This is a genomic window from Salinispora mooreana, assembly GCF_000379065.1.
Taxonomy (GTDB): Bacteria; Actinomycetota; Actinomycetes; order Mycobacteriales; family Micromonosporaceae; genus Micromonospora; species Micromonospora mooreana.
The window spans coordinates 3668936-3682045 of sequence record NZ_KB900614.1 but is presented as its reverse complement, the minus strand read 5'-3'; the positions used below and the strand labels follow the sequence as shown (position 1 = coordinate 3682045).

The window sequence follows — 13110 nt, the reverse complement described above, 5'->3', positions numbered from 1 at the left end:
AGACCCACCACTCACGACAGGGGGTGCGTCACCGCGGCGCACTCCTCGCAATCATGATCTGCACAGTGGGCAGTTCCGGGCGGGCGACTCCCTCGCGGTGTTGTCCGCCCGGGGGCCAAAGCTGACCTCAGCGGTGAAGACGAGCTAGGGCTTGCGAGCGACGCCGGCCCAGTAGTAGGCCGCGTGCGGGTCGGTGGGCGCGCCATCATCCGGCTTCCAGGCCGCCACCGGGACGATTCCCGGCTCCACCAGCTCCCAACCCTCGAAGAACCGGGCCACCTCGTCGCGACTTCGGGCCACGAGGGTCATGCCGCTGTCAACGGCAGCGTCAACGGCCGTCTTGACGGCCTCCGGGTTGAAGTCACCGGTCGGATGGGTAATCGCCACGTAGCTACCGGACGGCAGGGCGTCCATCAATACGCGAATTGTGCGCCACGGGTCGTCGGCGTCCTCGAGCAGCATCAGGGTCGCGATAATCGTCAGCGCGACCGGCTGGTCAAGGTCAAGCACCTCGCGCAGTGTCCGGTGGTTGACAATCAACTCCGGCTCACGCAAGTCGGCGTGGATATACTCGCTGCGTCCCTGCTCGGTGCTGGTCATTAGGGCCCGGGCGTGGGCCAGGACGATGGGATCGTTGTCGACATAGACCACTCGGGTCTCCGGGGCGATCTCCTGGGCTACCTCGTGCAGATTCGGCCGGGTGGGGATGCCGGTGCCGACGTCCAGGAATTGCCGCACGCCGGATTGTCCGACCAGGTAACGGGCCACTCGGTGGACAAATCGACGGTTCTCGGCGGCCATAGACCGCAGCGTCGGGATCGCCGATATCAGAGCCTCGGCGACGGCCCGGTCAGCGGCGAAGTTGTCCTTGCCCCCGAGCCAGTAGTCGTAGATCCGCGCGGAGTGGGGCACACCGTTATCTATCGTGGACGACTTGGTCCGCTGCTGATCTGCCGTAGCCGGGTTACTACCGGGCACGGTCACCTCCTGCTAAGGGTGCTCGTGGAGCGGGCGGCACTCAGCCTAGCCGGACATCGACACCGGCGGCATTCCCGGAGTTCGGCCGGCCGCGGTCCGGGTGCTACCGGCTGGGCACGCTGGTCGGTGGCCCGGACCCCGGTCGGGCGTCGTTCCGCGTCGGTCAGGCCGGGCGGCGCATCTGTAGCTCGGTGAGGGTCGGGATCGTCGGGTGCGGAAGGCGGAGGCCGGTGTCGGTGAATCCCAACCGACGGTACGCCCGGTAGGCCCGCTCGTTGCCGACCACGACCTCCAGCATCAGCTCCGGACGACCGCAGGCGCGGGACCAGCCGGCCACCGCGTCGATCAGGTCGGGGAGCAGTCCGCTACCCCGCCAGGACGGGGTGATGTACACGGCGAAGATGACGGTGAGCCCCGGTTCGTCCGGCGTCGCTGTGCCCCCGGCATGTCCGACCAGTCGGCCGCTCGGGTCCGCGACGAACTGTGCGTTGGTGATGCCCGCCGAGGTGTACGCGATGCGTGCCGCGTAGTCGGCGTGGGGGCGGGCCGCTGCGTCGGCAATCGTCTCCAGGAAGGCCAGCGGTGCGTCGGCGAGCATCTCCAGCCGCAGCGCCCGCATTCGGGCGGCGTCGGCGGGCTGGACGCGACGGACCCGCGCCCGCCGGGTCGATGCCGGCCCCGGGGCGGGCTCGCTGGTCATGTCGGTTATCTATCACAACGATGTCCGACGATGGGATTCACTCGGCCTATGTCCGATTTGTGGTCGTGCGCCGTCGTCACGCCTCGTGTAGCGTGCGATTTCGGTCACCGGTTCAGCGGCCGTCGCCGATCGTCGCACCGGTGCTACCTGCCGGTCGACGTGCCGGCTCGGCCGGGGTGAGTGGAGTCGCGCAGAGTTAGGAAGTGCACCGTGGCACAGGGCACAGTGAAGTGGTTCAACGCCGAGAAGGGCTACGGCTTCATCGCCGTTGACGGGGGGCAGGACGTCTTCGTCCATTTCTCTGCTATCGAGATGGACGGCTACAAGGCGCTGGACGATGGCCAGCGGGTGGAGTTCGAGATCGCCCAGGGTCAGAAGGGCCCACAGGCCGAACGGGTGCGCGTCGTCGCCTGAGCGACCGGCACTGCCTCGGGGGCGACCGCCATGACGGTCGCCCCACAATAGTCGTCGCCCAGCCGGCCGACTCGGACTGGCAGGCGGTCGGATCACGCGGCTCCCGCTGTGCCGCTGTTCGTTCGTGACACGGCTCTCGCCGTGTTGGTGCTCCCGTGCCTGGCGCGGCTCCCGCTGTGTAGCTGTTCCTCTACCGCAGCGGCCCCGGCGCCGTCACCGTCATCTCCCGAGCCCTACCTGATGCAGCAGGTAGGGCTCGTTGCCGTGGCTGCCACACCGTCGGCGGACGAGGGGCAGGTGAACATCGCTCGGCGGGCGGTGGAACTCGACTGCCCTGGGCGATCGTGCTTGCACTCGGCAAGGGGGAGTGCTAAACAGGTCTTGGCACTCGCATACCGTGAGTGCCAATGGTCGGGGCGGGAGGGCCACGGTTGCAGCGGCGTCGCAAGACGCGGGTGCGGCAGTTGGCCGGTCGTCGCGGGCTATCCGGCCCGGCCGACGGACGTCGTCGTCGCCAGGTGGCGATGTCTGAAGGTGCGTAACCAGGCGGCCCATCCGGGAGACATCCTCTCGGGTGGCCCGTGAGTGTCCAGGAGGACAACGCCGTATGGCCAAGATGATCGCGTTCGACGAGGAAGCTCGCCGCGGCCTCGAGCGGGGCATGAACCAGCTCGCTGACGCCGTGAAGGTGACCCTCGGTCCCAAGGGCCGCAACGTCGTGCTCGAGAAGAAGTGGGGCGCTCCCACCATCACCAACGATGGTGTGAGCATCGCCAAGGAGATCGAGCTCGAGGACCCGTACGAGAAGATCGGCGCCGAGCTGGTCAAGGAGGTCGCGAAGAAGACCGACGACGTCGCCGGTGACGGCACGACGACGGCGACCGTCCTGGCCCAGGCCATGGTCCGTGAGGGCCTGCGTAACGTGGCCGCCGGCGCCAACCCGATGGCCCTTAAGCGGGGCATCGAGACCGCGGTCGCCAGCGTCTCGGAGGAGCTGCTGAAGCTCGCCAAGGACGTCGAGACCAAGGAGCAGATCGCCTCCACCGCCTCCATCTCCGCTGGTGACCCCAGCGTCGGCGAGATCATCGCCGAGGCGATGGACAAGGTCGGCAAGGAAGGCGTCATCACCGTCGAGGAGAGCAACACCTTCGGCTTGGAGCTCGAGCTCACCGAGGGTATGCGCTTCGACAAGGGCTACATCTCCGCGTACTTCATGACCGACCCGGAGCGGATGGAGGCCGTCTTTGACGACCCCTACATCCTGATCGTCAACAGCAAGATCTCCTCGGTCAAGGACCTGCTCCCGATCCTGGAGAAGGTCATGCAGTCGGGCAAGCCGCTGCTGATCATCGCCGAGGACATCGAGGGCGAGGCCCTGGCGACCCTGGTCGTCAACAAGGTCCGGGGCACCTTCAAGTCCGTCGCCGTCAAGGCCCCGGGCTTCGGTGACCGTCGCAAGGCCATGCTCGGTGACATCGCCATCCTCACCGGTGGTCAGGTCATCAGCGAGGAGGTCGGCCTCAAGCTGGACGCCGTCAGCCTCGACATGGTGGGTCGCGCCCGCAAGGTCGTGGTGACCAAGGACGAGACCACGATCGTCGACGGTGCCGGCGACGCTGAGCAGATCCAGGGTCGGGTCAACCAGATCCGGGCCGAGATCGACAAGAGCGACTCCGACTACGACCGGGAGAAGCTGCAGGAGCGGCTGGCCAAGCTGGCCGGCGGCGTTGCGGTGATCAAGGTCGGCGCGGCCACCGAGGTCGAGCTGAAGGAGCGCAAGCACCGCATCGAGGACGCCGTTCGCAACGCGAAGGCTGCCGTCGAGGAGGGCATCGTCCCGGGTGGTGGCGTCGCGCTGGTGCAGGCTGGCAAGACCGCCTTCGACAAGCTCGACCTGACCGGTGACGAGGCGACCGGCGCCCAGATCGTCAAGATCGCGCTGGACGGCCCGCTGCGGCAGATCGCCGTCAACGCCGGCCTCGAGGGCGGCGTCGTCGTCGAGCACGTCCGTGGCATCGAGGCCGGCCACGGCCTGAACGCCGCGACCGGTGGCTACGTGGACCTGATGGCCGCGGGCATCATCGACCCGGCCAAGGTGACCCGTTCGGCGCTGCAGAACGCGTCGTCGATCGCGGCGCTCTTCCTCACCACCGAGGCCGTCGTCGCGGACAAGCCGGAGAAGACCCCGGCCGCCCCGGCTGGCCCGGGCGGCGGGGAAATGGACTTCTGAGTCCAGTTTCGCGAGACCGGAGGGGCGGGCCGTTCAGCGGTCCGCCCCTTTGCGCGTCTACGTTGGTAGCGGCCGTTGGTTGCGCCGCTTCTGCGTCTGGTTGTACGGCTGGGGTGCCGGGACCGGCTCGTCCACGAGAGTCACCGGTTCGTCGGCGGGCGGTTCGTCGGTGCCGTCCATCTCCGCCCGCTGCTCGGCGTCGCCGAAGTCGAGGCGATCAAAGGGCAACGGCGGCCCGGGCTGTTCGTCGTCCGTCGTCATGTGGGCCTCCTTCACCGAAACGGTAGGGTCCGTTGCCGGTTAATGGGGGCGAATGACGTTATCGGGTGATCTATCCTTTTCGCCGGTTATTGCTCGCCGAGGCTCCGCCGGTACCCGAAGAAGACCCGCTCGATCCAGGCCCCCGCGCTGCCCGAGTAGAACCGAACCGGCCCCACCCAGCCAATCTGCGCCTGCGTGATCCCCGCGGCGCGCTGGTCGGCGAGGCAACGACGCAGCAGCACCCCGCCGATCCCGGACCCCGCTGCGGCCGGCGCGGTCCCCATCGGGCCGAACCAACTCGGCCGGGAAGAACCCCAGGCGGCGAAGCCGAGGAGGTCGCCGTCGCGTTCGGCGAGATGGCAGCCGGCCCGGTCCCGGCCGATCGACTCGGCCACCTCCGCGGCCCAGGTGCTGTCGAAGGTCCCCGAGGCGAATGCCGTCAGCGCGGGCAGATCCGCCGGCTCCGCCCGCCGTATGGTCACTCTCCGACCGGCCAGCCGCTGCTCCGCCGGTGCCGTCGTCCGCAGCGCCGGGCTCTCGGCGCAGGAGAGGTCGGCGGTCATGTTCCAGGCTGTGCCGTCCCGGGCGTACCCGAGGGCCTCCGCCGCGCAGATCGCCGGCGTGTAGCGCACGTCAATGCCGGGCCAGGCATAGTACGGCGGGTTGCCGGCCAGCAGCACCTCCCTCGCCCCGAGGCCGGCGAACTGTTGCTCGGCGCGCGACACCAGTGCCCGCGCCACGCCCCGCCGCCGATGCGCCGGCTCCACCGCGACCAGGTCCACATGCGCGGCTGGGCTGCTCGGCGCGGAGAGCGAGCCGAGCAGTACGCCGATGAGCTGTCCGTCCCGGTACGCGCCCAGCGCAACGACGGGGCGGCTCGCCACCGCCCGAGGCCAGAGCGTCTCCACGATGGCCCCCGCTTCGGCGGCGTCATCCGGCAGATCCAGGGACCGGCTGCACAGCTTGATCACGGCCGGCAGCCGCTCCGGCGTCAGCTCGGTGACGTTCAGGTCCATGGACGCTGACCCTAGGCCAACCAGAGAACTGTTGTTAAGAAGGTTCCCTGCTGTCGGCGGACGAGATCCGCGTCCGCCGGCGGGCCGGCCGGCGGAGCCTCGGCGTAGGCCCGTCGTTCAGCCTCGGGCGGCGCGGACGGCGGCGTACGCGTCCACCAGGCCGGCGCCCGCGACATGCGCCTCGTCGCCGCACCGGTCGCCGCTGACCCGGACCGCGGTGGCCGTTTCGGTCAGGATCTGGCGCGTCCGAGGTAGGTCCCCGATCAACGCCGGATTGGCCGACCACATCAGCGCCGCCACCCCGGCCACCTGCGGAGTCGCCATCGACGTGCCGCTGAGCGCGCCGTACCCGCCACCCGGCAGCGCGCTGAGCACATCCGCGCCGGGGGCGACCAGGTCTGGCTTGGTGCCGCCGTCGAGGCCCGGGCCGCGCGAGGAGAAGCCGGCCACCCGTCGCTGCCGGTCAACCGCGCCGACGGTCAGGACATCGGGGTGGAAAGCCGGGGAACCCTCGATCGAGCGGCAGCGGGGACCGGTGTTGCCGGCGGCGACCACCACGAGGATCCCCGCAGCGGCCAGGGCGGCAACGGCCGGCTGGAGTGCTCTGGAGTCACAGCCCTCCAGCGCGGGGCAGGCCCACGAATTGGTGAGAATCTCCGGTGCGCGGTGTGGGCGACCGTCGCGGAACGGATCCCCGCCGGTAGGAAAGGGCGCCAGCATGAACTGGAGGCAGTCCAGATAGAGCGCGGGGTTGCCGAGGTTGCGGTCCAGATTGACGCAGCCGGTCCAGCTGGCCCCGGGGGCGACCCCGACTCCGTCCCGCCCGACCGCGCTGCCGAGCGTGTGGGTGCCGTGCCCACCCCGGTCCCGTGGGGCCGAGGTGGCGTTCCAGGGGTCGAACCACGAGTCGTCACCGCCGCGGAAGCCGGCCGCCAGCTCCGGATGGGTGCCGTCGACCCCCGAGTCGGAGCTGCCCACGGTCACCCCCGTACCGGTGATCCCCAGCTCCGACCAGACCCGGTCGGCGCGGATCAGCCGGATGTTCCAGTCCGCGCCTGGCTGCGGTGCGGTGTCCCCCTGGGTGACGGGGGCGGGCGCGGGCAGTGGGCGGGCCCGCTGGCTGACCAGCACCCGATCCACCTCGGGACGGTCCGCCAGCCAGGCCCGTACCACCGGCCCGCCGTCGACCTCGATCGCGTTGACCAGGTAGTAGGGCGTGTGGTCCAGCCGGAACCGGCGCAGCTCCCGGCGCAGGTCGGCCTGCGTTCGTTCGGCGGTCTCCACCAGCCGCTGGTAGACCTCGGCGGCCCGGCGGGCGCGACCGGCCCGCCCGGTGGCGGTGGGTACGCCGCTCAGGTCGGCCTGCTCCCGGAGCACCACGAAGAGCCGTTCACCGTGCAGCCCAGGCTGCCCCGGCCCGACCGCTACCGCCCCGGTCGTCACCAGTAGGGTGGCCGCCGCCACCCCGGCCACCGTCCGACTGGGTCGGACGCCGGGACGCCGGACGAGTGTCACCCCGTATCCGAGGGCGAGCAGGACCGCGACGGTGAAGCCGGCGCCGGTGGCGACCGCCACCCAGAAGGGCACGTCCCGGGCGGTGGCCAGCACCAGGCTGACCTCCTCCGGGTCGGCCCAGGCGAGCGGGCCGAAGACGCTCAGCCCAACCAGCCCGGCGGTGGCGGGCCTGACACCGGTCGCTCTCCGCCGGGCGGCGGCGGCCAAGGCCGCCAGCGCGAACCCGGCCGGTGGCAGCGTCAGCAGCAGCGGCAGCTGGGCACCGGACTGCCCGACTCCCGCCCCGAGCAGCAGCAGAACGACGCCGGCGACCAGACCGTCCACCAGCACCAGCTGGCCTGGTCGGGGCGGAGCATCGGCGCTGCGGCGGGACCAGGACGTGTCGGACAGGAGCGTGGCTGCCAGCCCACCGACGGCCGTGGCGGCGAGTGCGGCGAGCAGTGTCTCCAGCAGTCCACCGAGCGCGCCGACCCAGACCCACGGCAGCAGTAGGGCCAGCCCGCCGGTGAGCCCGAGCAGCGTCACCGGAGCGGGGGGCGAGGTGCGCCGCCGTCGGTCCGACTCGTCCCCCGGGCCCCTCGGCGCGATCCGGTGCGCGACAAGTCGGTGGATGAGCAGGGCCGCCAGCCCGGCCGTGCCGGCGAGCGTCGCCAGATACGCCTCGTGCTGCACCGGTGGCAGCGCCCGCGGCAGGCTCAGCGCGCCGAACACCAGCAGACCCACCAGCCAGAGCTGGCCGACGGTGCGGACCACGCGGGAGCGGGGCAGCAGGGCGAGCAGCAGGGTGGGGATGCCGGCCAGGGCCACCACCGCGATGGTGGTCACCGGCCAGAGCCAGACCAGCCGGTCCACGCCCATCAGGAGGAGGAGCTGGTCGGTCAACCAGCCGCCGAGCTGGGTGACCAGGGTGAGGCCGACGATCCACAGGCCGAGGAAGACGGCGGCGACCACCGGCGCAGGGCTGCTCCGCGGTGGGCCGGCCGGGCTCGGGAGGGGGTGGGCTGGCCAGGGTCCAGGCTGCACCGGCACACCGTACGTTGTCCTCGGATTCGCCGCAGTACGTCCTCGGATTCGCCGCCGTACGACGTCGAGCCCGCCGTGGGCCGGCGCTGGGACGGAGTGTCCCGGAATTCGCCGCTGCGCCGGCCGGGACGGGGAGGGCTACCGTGGAGGCGTGCGTGACCCGAATATGTCCCGAGCGACGGCCAGCCAGCTCTCTCCGCAACGGCGCGCCGCCGACCTGCGCAGCCTGGCGGTCGAGCACTTCGATGTCCTGATCATTGGCGGCGGGGTCACCGGCGCTGGCGCCGCCCTGGACGCCGCCTCGCGTGGCCTGAAGGTCGCCCTCGTCGAGGCGCGCGACTACGCGGCCGGCACGTCCAGCCGGTCCAGCAAGCTGATCCACGGCGGCCTGCGCTACCTCGAACAGCTTGAGTTCGGCCTGGTCCACGAGGCGCTCACCGAGCGGGGCCTGTTGGCCACCCGGCTCGCGCCGCACCTGGTCCGCCCAGTGCCGTTCCTGGTGCCGCTGCCCGGCGGCGGGCTCCGGGACCTGCCGGCCCGGATTCTGCGCCGTTCCTACTACGGCGCGGGCGTGGCGGCGTACGACGCGTTCGCCGGTGTCTTCGGCGGAGGCCGGGGGATGCCGCTGCACCGGCACCTGACCCGAGAGGGGGCCCGCCGGACCTTCCCGAGCCTGAAGGCGGAGGGGCTGGCCGGAGCGATCCGCTACCACGACGGCCAGGTTGATGACGCACGGCTGGTGGTCACGCTCGCCCGGACCGCGGCCAGCCTCGGCGCGACCGTGGTCACCAGCGCCCGCGCCGTCGGTCTGATCCGGCAGGCCCGCGAGGTGACCGGGGTTCGGGTTCGGGACCTGGAGGCGCCGGCCGGCTCCCCGGACGCCGAGTTCGAGGTGCGGGCCCGCACCGTGATCGCGGCGACCGGGGTGTGGAGCGACGACATGTCCCGAATGCTCGACGATGTCGGCCTACGCCCCCGGGTCCGGGTCCGGGCCTCGAAAGGCGTGCACCTGGTGGTGCCCCGATCAGCGATCACCGGCGAGACCGGGCTGATCCTGCGGACCGCCACCAGCGTGCTCTTCGTCATCCCCTGGGGTGGGCACTGGATCATCGGTACGACCGATACTGACTGGCGGCTGGACCGCTCCCACCCCGCGGCCTCCGCCCCGGACATCGAATACCTGCTGGCCCAGGTCAACACCGTCCTGGACCGGCCGCTGACCACCGCCGACATCGAAGGCGTGTACGCGGGTCTGCGACCGCTGCTGGCCGGCGAGGCGGACTCCACCTCCAAGCTGTCTCGGGAACACGCGGTGATCGAGCCGATGCTCGGGCTGCTGCTGGTCGCCGGGGGCAAGTACACGACGTACCGGGTGATGGCCGCGGACGTGGTCGACCGGGCGGCGCACCGGCTCGGCGCGTCGCGTCGGTCGCGAACGGCCGACCTGCCGTTGCTCGGTGCCGACGGGTACGCGGCGATGTGGCGGGACCGGGCGGACCTGGCCCGTCGGCACGGGGTGCCGGTCGGCGTCGTCGAGCATCTGCTGGAGCGGTACGGCAGCCTCGCCCTGGAGTTGCTGGCCCTGATCGACGCCGACCCGTTGCTCGGCTCGCCGTTGGCCGGTGCCCCGGAGTACCTGGCCGCCGAGGTGACCTACGCGACTCGGGCCGAGGGCGCGCTGCACCTGGAGGACGTGCTGGACCGGCGGACCCGGATCTCCATCGAGACCGCGCATCGTGGCCTGGAGTCGGCCGAGCACACGGCGGAGCTGATGGGCGCGGTGTTGGGCTGGAACGCCGAGGCCCGGGCCCGGGAGGTGGCGCACTACCGGGCGCGGGTGGCGGCGGAGCGCAACTCACAGCTGATGCCGGATGACGCGACGGCCGACACGGCCCGGCTCGGTGCACCCGATGTCCGTGGCTTCGCCGCCGACCGGGGGGACGGGGATTCGGTGGAGAGCGCCGCCCCCTCCCCGTAGCGACGGAGCCGGGTCAGCGCACCCAACCGGGTTGAACGGGCCCGTTGGGTCAGAGCACCTTGCCCGGATTGAACAGGCCTGTCGGGTCCAGCGCCGCCTTGATTGCCTGGTGCACCCGGATCCCGACCGGACCGATCTCCTCGGCCAGCCAGTCGCGCTTGAGCAGGCCGACTCCGTGTTCTCCGGTGCAGGTGCCCCCCAGTTCGAGCCCCAACCGCATGATCTCGTCGAACGCTCGTCGTCCCCGGTCGAGGCTCACCGGGTCCGCCCGGTCAACCACGATGTTCGGGTGCAGGTTGCCGTCTCCGGCATGCCCCACCACACCGATCGGCACGTCGCACTCGGTGCCGATCCGCGCCACCCCGTCGAGCATGGCGGCCAGCGATCCGCGCGGCACCGCCACGTCGTCGATGACCAGGCCGCCGTTGCCATCCGGGTACGTGTCAGCGGCGAACCGCTCCATCGCCGGGTGCGCCAGTCGTCGCGCCTGTAGCAGCGCTGCTGCCTCGGCTGCGTCGGTGGCCGCGTACACCTCGTCGGCGCCGGCCGCTGTGCAGACCGCCGTGAGCGCGGCGAGGTCGTCGGCGGCGCGTGCACCGGTGTCGACGGCGGCCAGCAGCAGCGCGGCGGCATCCTGGCGCAGGCCCATCGGCCGGTACGCCTCGATGGCGCGCAGGTGCGTCTGGTCGAGCAGTTCCAGCAGACTGGGGGAGAGGCCCTCGGCGGCGATCTTCGCCACCGCGGCCCCCGCGGTGATGGTGCTCGGGAAGACCGCCACCATGGTCAGCGACTCCGCCGGAGCGGGCCGCAGCGCTACGGTCACCTCGGTGAGCACACCGAGGGTGCCCTCGGAGCCGACGAAGAGTCGGGTCAGGTCGTACCCGGCCACCCCCTTCGCGGTACGCCGTCCGGTACGCAGCACCTCGCCGGAGGCGAGCACCACCTCGAGGCCGAGCACGTACTCGGTGGTCACGCCGTACTTCACGCAGCACATGCCACCGGCGTTGGTGGCGACGTTCCCGCCGATGGTGGACGACTCCCAGGAGCCGGGGTCCGGCGGGTACCACAGCCCGTGCTCGGCGACGGCGGCGCCGAGGGCCGCGTTGACCACTCCGGGTTGCACCACCGCGATTCGGCTGACCGGATCGATCTCCAGGATGGTGGTCAGGGCCGAGGTGCTGATCACGACGGCGCCATCCACCGCGTTCGCCGCGCCCGCCAGCCCAGTCCGGGCGCCCTGCGGCACCACCGGCGCCCGGTGCCGCGCCGCAGCGCGTACGACCGCCGCCACCTGGGCGGTGTCCCGAGGGCGGGTAACCACGAGTGGTGTGCCGGCGGCGCAGAGATCTGCCTCGTCCCGCTGGTGCGCCCGGAGCAGGTCCGGGTCGGTCAACACCGCGTCGTCACCGAGCGCGGCACGCAGCTCGTCGAGGAGGGGACCCATGAGCCGAGGCTACGACCCGCGCTGCCCGGCCCCAAACCCGCCCTCAGACCCGTCCTCGCGCCCGACTCAGACCCGTCCTCGCGTCTGACCTAAGACCGCCCTCACGCCCGCCTCCTCCCGTTCCGCTGGCATCGGCCGTTGCCGGTCCGATCCGGGCGCGCGGTAGGGAAACGCTGCGGAGAGGATTCGACCGGGTGTGGTGTGGGTAGTACCCGCCGTGGCCTGGGACGAGCGACCTTCACTGGGGTAGCGACTCGGTCGCGGGATGGCGGTGGAATGGACATCGACGGCGCCCGGCTCGCGGCGACGGTGCAGCGGCTGCGCCGTCGTGGTCAGGCGAATCTCCAGGACCGGGTGTCCCGGGTCCGCGCGACGCTGGTGCTCTCCGTGCAGGCCGGACTCGCCGCTGGCATCTCCTGGCTGGTGGCGCATGAGCTGCTGGGCATCCCGCAGCCCGTCTTCGCGCCGATCTCGGCGGTCGGTACCCTCGCCGTCTCGGTCGGCCAGCGCTTCCGCCGAACGATGGAGCTGATCATCGGGGTGGCGGTCGGGGTGGCGGTCGGTGACCTCTTGATCTTTTTGCTGGGCACCGGGCCGTGGCAGCTCTGTCTCGTGGTGACCTCGGCGATTCTCCTGACCGTCTTCGCCGGCGGGAGCGTCGCGATCCTGATCCAGGCGGCGGCGACGGCCGTCCTGATCGTCACGCTCAGCCCGGCCGGGCACAGCCTGGAGATACCGCGATTCCTCGAGGCGTTGATCGGCGGTAGCGCCGCGCTACTGGTGACCGCGCTGCTGTTACCACTGAACCCGGTACAGGTGCTCAACCGGGCTGCCCAGCCGGCGTTGGACCTGCTCGCCAACCAGATCGCTGCGACCGCTGAAGGGCTGCGACAACGGGACCGGGACAAGGTGCAACACTCGCTGGACAAGCTCCGTGACCACAAGGAGGAAGTGGCGTCGTTCGACGAGGCGATCCAGGGTGCGAAGGAGACCGCGACGCTGTCCCCCGCACGTTGGCACCGCCGCGACGAGTTGACCCACTACGCGGAGGCGGCCGACCCGATCGAACGGGCGATTCGAAACAGCACCACGCTGACCCGGCGTTCCATCACCCTGGTCGAGGACGCGGAGCCGATCCCCGACCCGATGCCGACCTCGATGGTCCACCTCGCTGAGTCGGTGCGGCTGCTCCGGCACGAGTTCGCCGTCGGTGAGGAGCCGGAGCGGTCCCGCGAGCGGTCGCTGCGCGCGGTCAGTGAGGCCGCGCAGGCGTACACCGAGGGCGTGGGTTTCTCTGGCAGCGTGGTGGTTGCCCAGGTGCGTACCGTCGCCAGCGACCTACTGGTCGCCTCCGGTATCACCCAGGAGGAGGCGAACCGACTGGTCCGTGAGGCCTTCGGCGACCTGAAGCAGAACAAGCGCGTGGTGCAATCGGAGGAGCCCGAGCGGGAGTCGGAGGAGCCCGAGCGGGAGTCGGAGGAGCCCGAGCGGAAGTCGGAGCCCCCACCCGCGGCGGGTTGATCCAGCGAGGTGTCGGTCATGGTCCCCGCC

Annotated in this window: 10 protein-coding genes; 4 read left to right on the top strand and 6 right to left on the bottom strand. The window is 71.3% G+C overall.

What is annotated here, in order from left to right; translation table 11 throughout:
- Positions 1-144 precede the first annotated feature (144 nt).
- Together SALPAC6_RS0117515 and SALPAC6_RS0117510 are read right to left on the bottom strand one after the other, a co-directional pair.
- Positions 145-984, bottom strand: a complete 840-nt coding sequence (locus tag SALPAC6_RS0117515; RefSeq protein ID WP_033666375.1) for an SAM-dependent methyltransferase — start codon at positions 982-984, stop codon at positions 145-147.
- 157 nt (positions 985-1141) lie between these two features.
- Positions 1142-1678 (bottom strand): GNAT family N-acetyltransferase, encoded by a 537-nt coding sequence (locus SALPAC6_RS0117510; protein ID WP_018254668.1) that lies wholly within the window; start codon positions 1676-1678, stop codon positions 1142-1144.
- Positions 1679-1888: 210 nt separating this feature from the next.
- Here SALPAC6_RS0117510 and SALPAC6_RS0117505 point away from each other — a divergent pair, with 210 nt between their 5' ends.
- A complete protein-coding gene (locus SALPAC6_RS0117505; RefSeq protein ID WP_007073263.1) occupies positions 1889-2092 on the top strand; it encodes a cold-shock protein in 204 nt (67 codons plus the stop codon).
- Positions 2093-2699: 607 nt separating this feature from the next.
- Positions 2700-4322, top strand: a complete 1623-nt coding sequence (gene groL, locus SALPAC6_RS0117500; RefSeq protein WP_018221617.1) for a chaperonin GroEL — start codon at positions 2700-2702, stop codon at positions 4320-4322.
- 57 nt (positions 4323-4379) lie between these two features.
- Here the strand turns inward: groL and SALPAC6_RS0117495 are convergent, their stop codons facing one another.
- The 3 genes from SALPAC6_RS0117495 to SALPAC6_RS0117485 all read right to left on the bottom strand — a co-directional run bounded on the left by SALPAC6_RS0117495 (position 4380) and on the right by SALPAC6_RS0117485 (position 8143).
- Positions 4380-4583, bottom strand: coding sequence for a hypothetical protein (locus tag SALPAC6_RS0117495; protein WP_018254667.1), 204 nt, complete (start codon positions 4581-4583; stop codon positions 4380-4382).
- A gap of 86 nt (positions 4584-4669) precedes the next feature.
- Positions 4670-5599: a GNAT family N-acetyltransferase gene (locus tag SALPAC6_RS0117490; RefSeq protein WP_018254666.1), complete on the bottom strand. Its 930-nt coding sequence runs from the start codon at positions 5597-5599 to the stop codon at positions 4670-4672.
- Between the two features lie 117 nt (positions 5600-5716).
- Positions 5717-8143, bottom strand: a complete 2427-nt coding sequence (locus tag SALPAC6_RS0117485; protein WP_026189783.1) for a S8 family serine peptidase — start codon at positions 8141-8143, stop codon at positions 5717-5719.
- Between the two features lie 160 nt (positions 8144-8303).
- On the opposite strand from SALPAC6_RS0117485, the gene SALPAC6_RS0117480 reads away from it, so the two are divergent.
- A complete protein-coding gene (locus SALPAC6_RS0117480) occupies positions 8304-10115 on the top strand; it encodes a glycerol-3-phosphate dehydrogenase/oxidase (RefSeq protein WP_018254664.1) in 1812 nt (603 codons plus the stop codon).
- A 49-nt stretch (positions 10116-10164) separates the two neighbouring features.
- Here SALPAC6_RS0117480 and SALPAC6_RS0117475 read toward each other — a convergent pair whose 3' ends face one another.
- Positions 10165-11559 carry an FAD-binding oxidoreductase gene (locus tag SALPAC6_RS0117475; protein ID WP_018254663.1) on the bottom strand — a complete coding sequence of 465 codons (1395 nt, stop codon included), beginning with the start codon at positions 11557-11559 and terminating at the stop codon, positions 10165-10167.
- Positions 11560-11835: 276 nt separating this feature from the next.
- Here SALPAC6_RS0117475 and SALPAC6_RS0117470 point away from each other — a divergent pair, with 276 nt between their 5' ends.
- Positions 11836-13080 carry an FUSC family protein gene (locus tag SALPAC6_RS0117470; protein WP_018254662.1) on the top strand — a complete coding sequence of 415 codons (1245 nt, stop codon included), beginning with the start codon at positions 11836-11838 and terminating at the stop codon, positions 13078-13080.
- Positions 13081-13110: the final 30 nt, after the last annotated feature.

Excerpts from the sequence above, each read along its gene's own strand:
- SALPAC6_RS0117510 (WP_018254668.1), bottom strand. The coding sequence starts at position 1,678 with ATGACCAGCGAGCCCGCCCCGGGGCCGGCATCGACCCGGCGGGCGCGG.
- groL (WP_018221617.1), top strand. The coding sequence starts at position 2,700 with ATGGCCAAGATGATCGCGTTCGACGAGGAAGCTCGCCGCGGCCTCGAG.
- SALPAC6_RS0117495 (WP_018254667.1), bottom strand. The coding sequence starts at position 4,583 with ATGACGACGGACGACGAACAGCCCGGGCCGCCGTTGCCCTTTGATCGC.
- SALPAC6_RS0117490 (WP_018254666.1), bottom strand. The coding sequence starts at position 5,599 with ATGGACCTGAACGTCACCGAGCTGACGCCGGAGCGGCTGCCGGCCGTG.
- SALPAC6_RS0117480 (WP_018254664.1), top strand. The coding sequence starts at position 8,304 with ATGTCCCGAGCGACGGCCAGCCAGCTCTCTCCGCAACGGCGCGCCGCC.
- SALPAC6_RS0117475 (WP_018254663.1), bottom strand. The coding sequence starts at position 11,559 with ATGGGTCCCCTCCTCGACGAGCTGCGTGCCGCGCTCGGTGACGACGCG.
- SALPAC6_RS0117470 (WP_018254662.1), top strand. The coding sequence starts at position 11,836 with ATGGACATCGACGGCGCCCGGCTCGCGGCGACGGTGCAGCGGCTGCGC.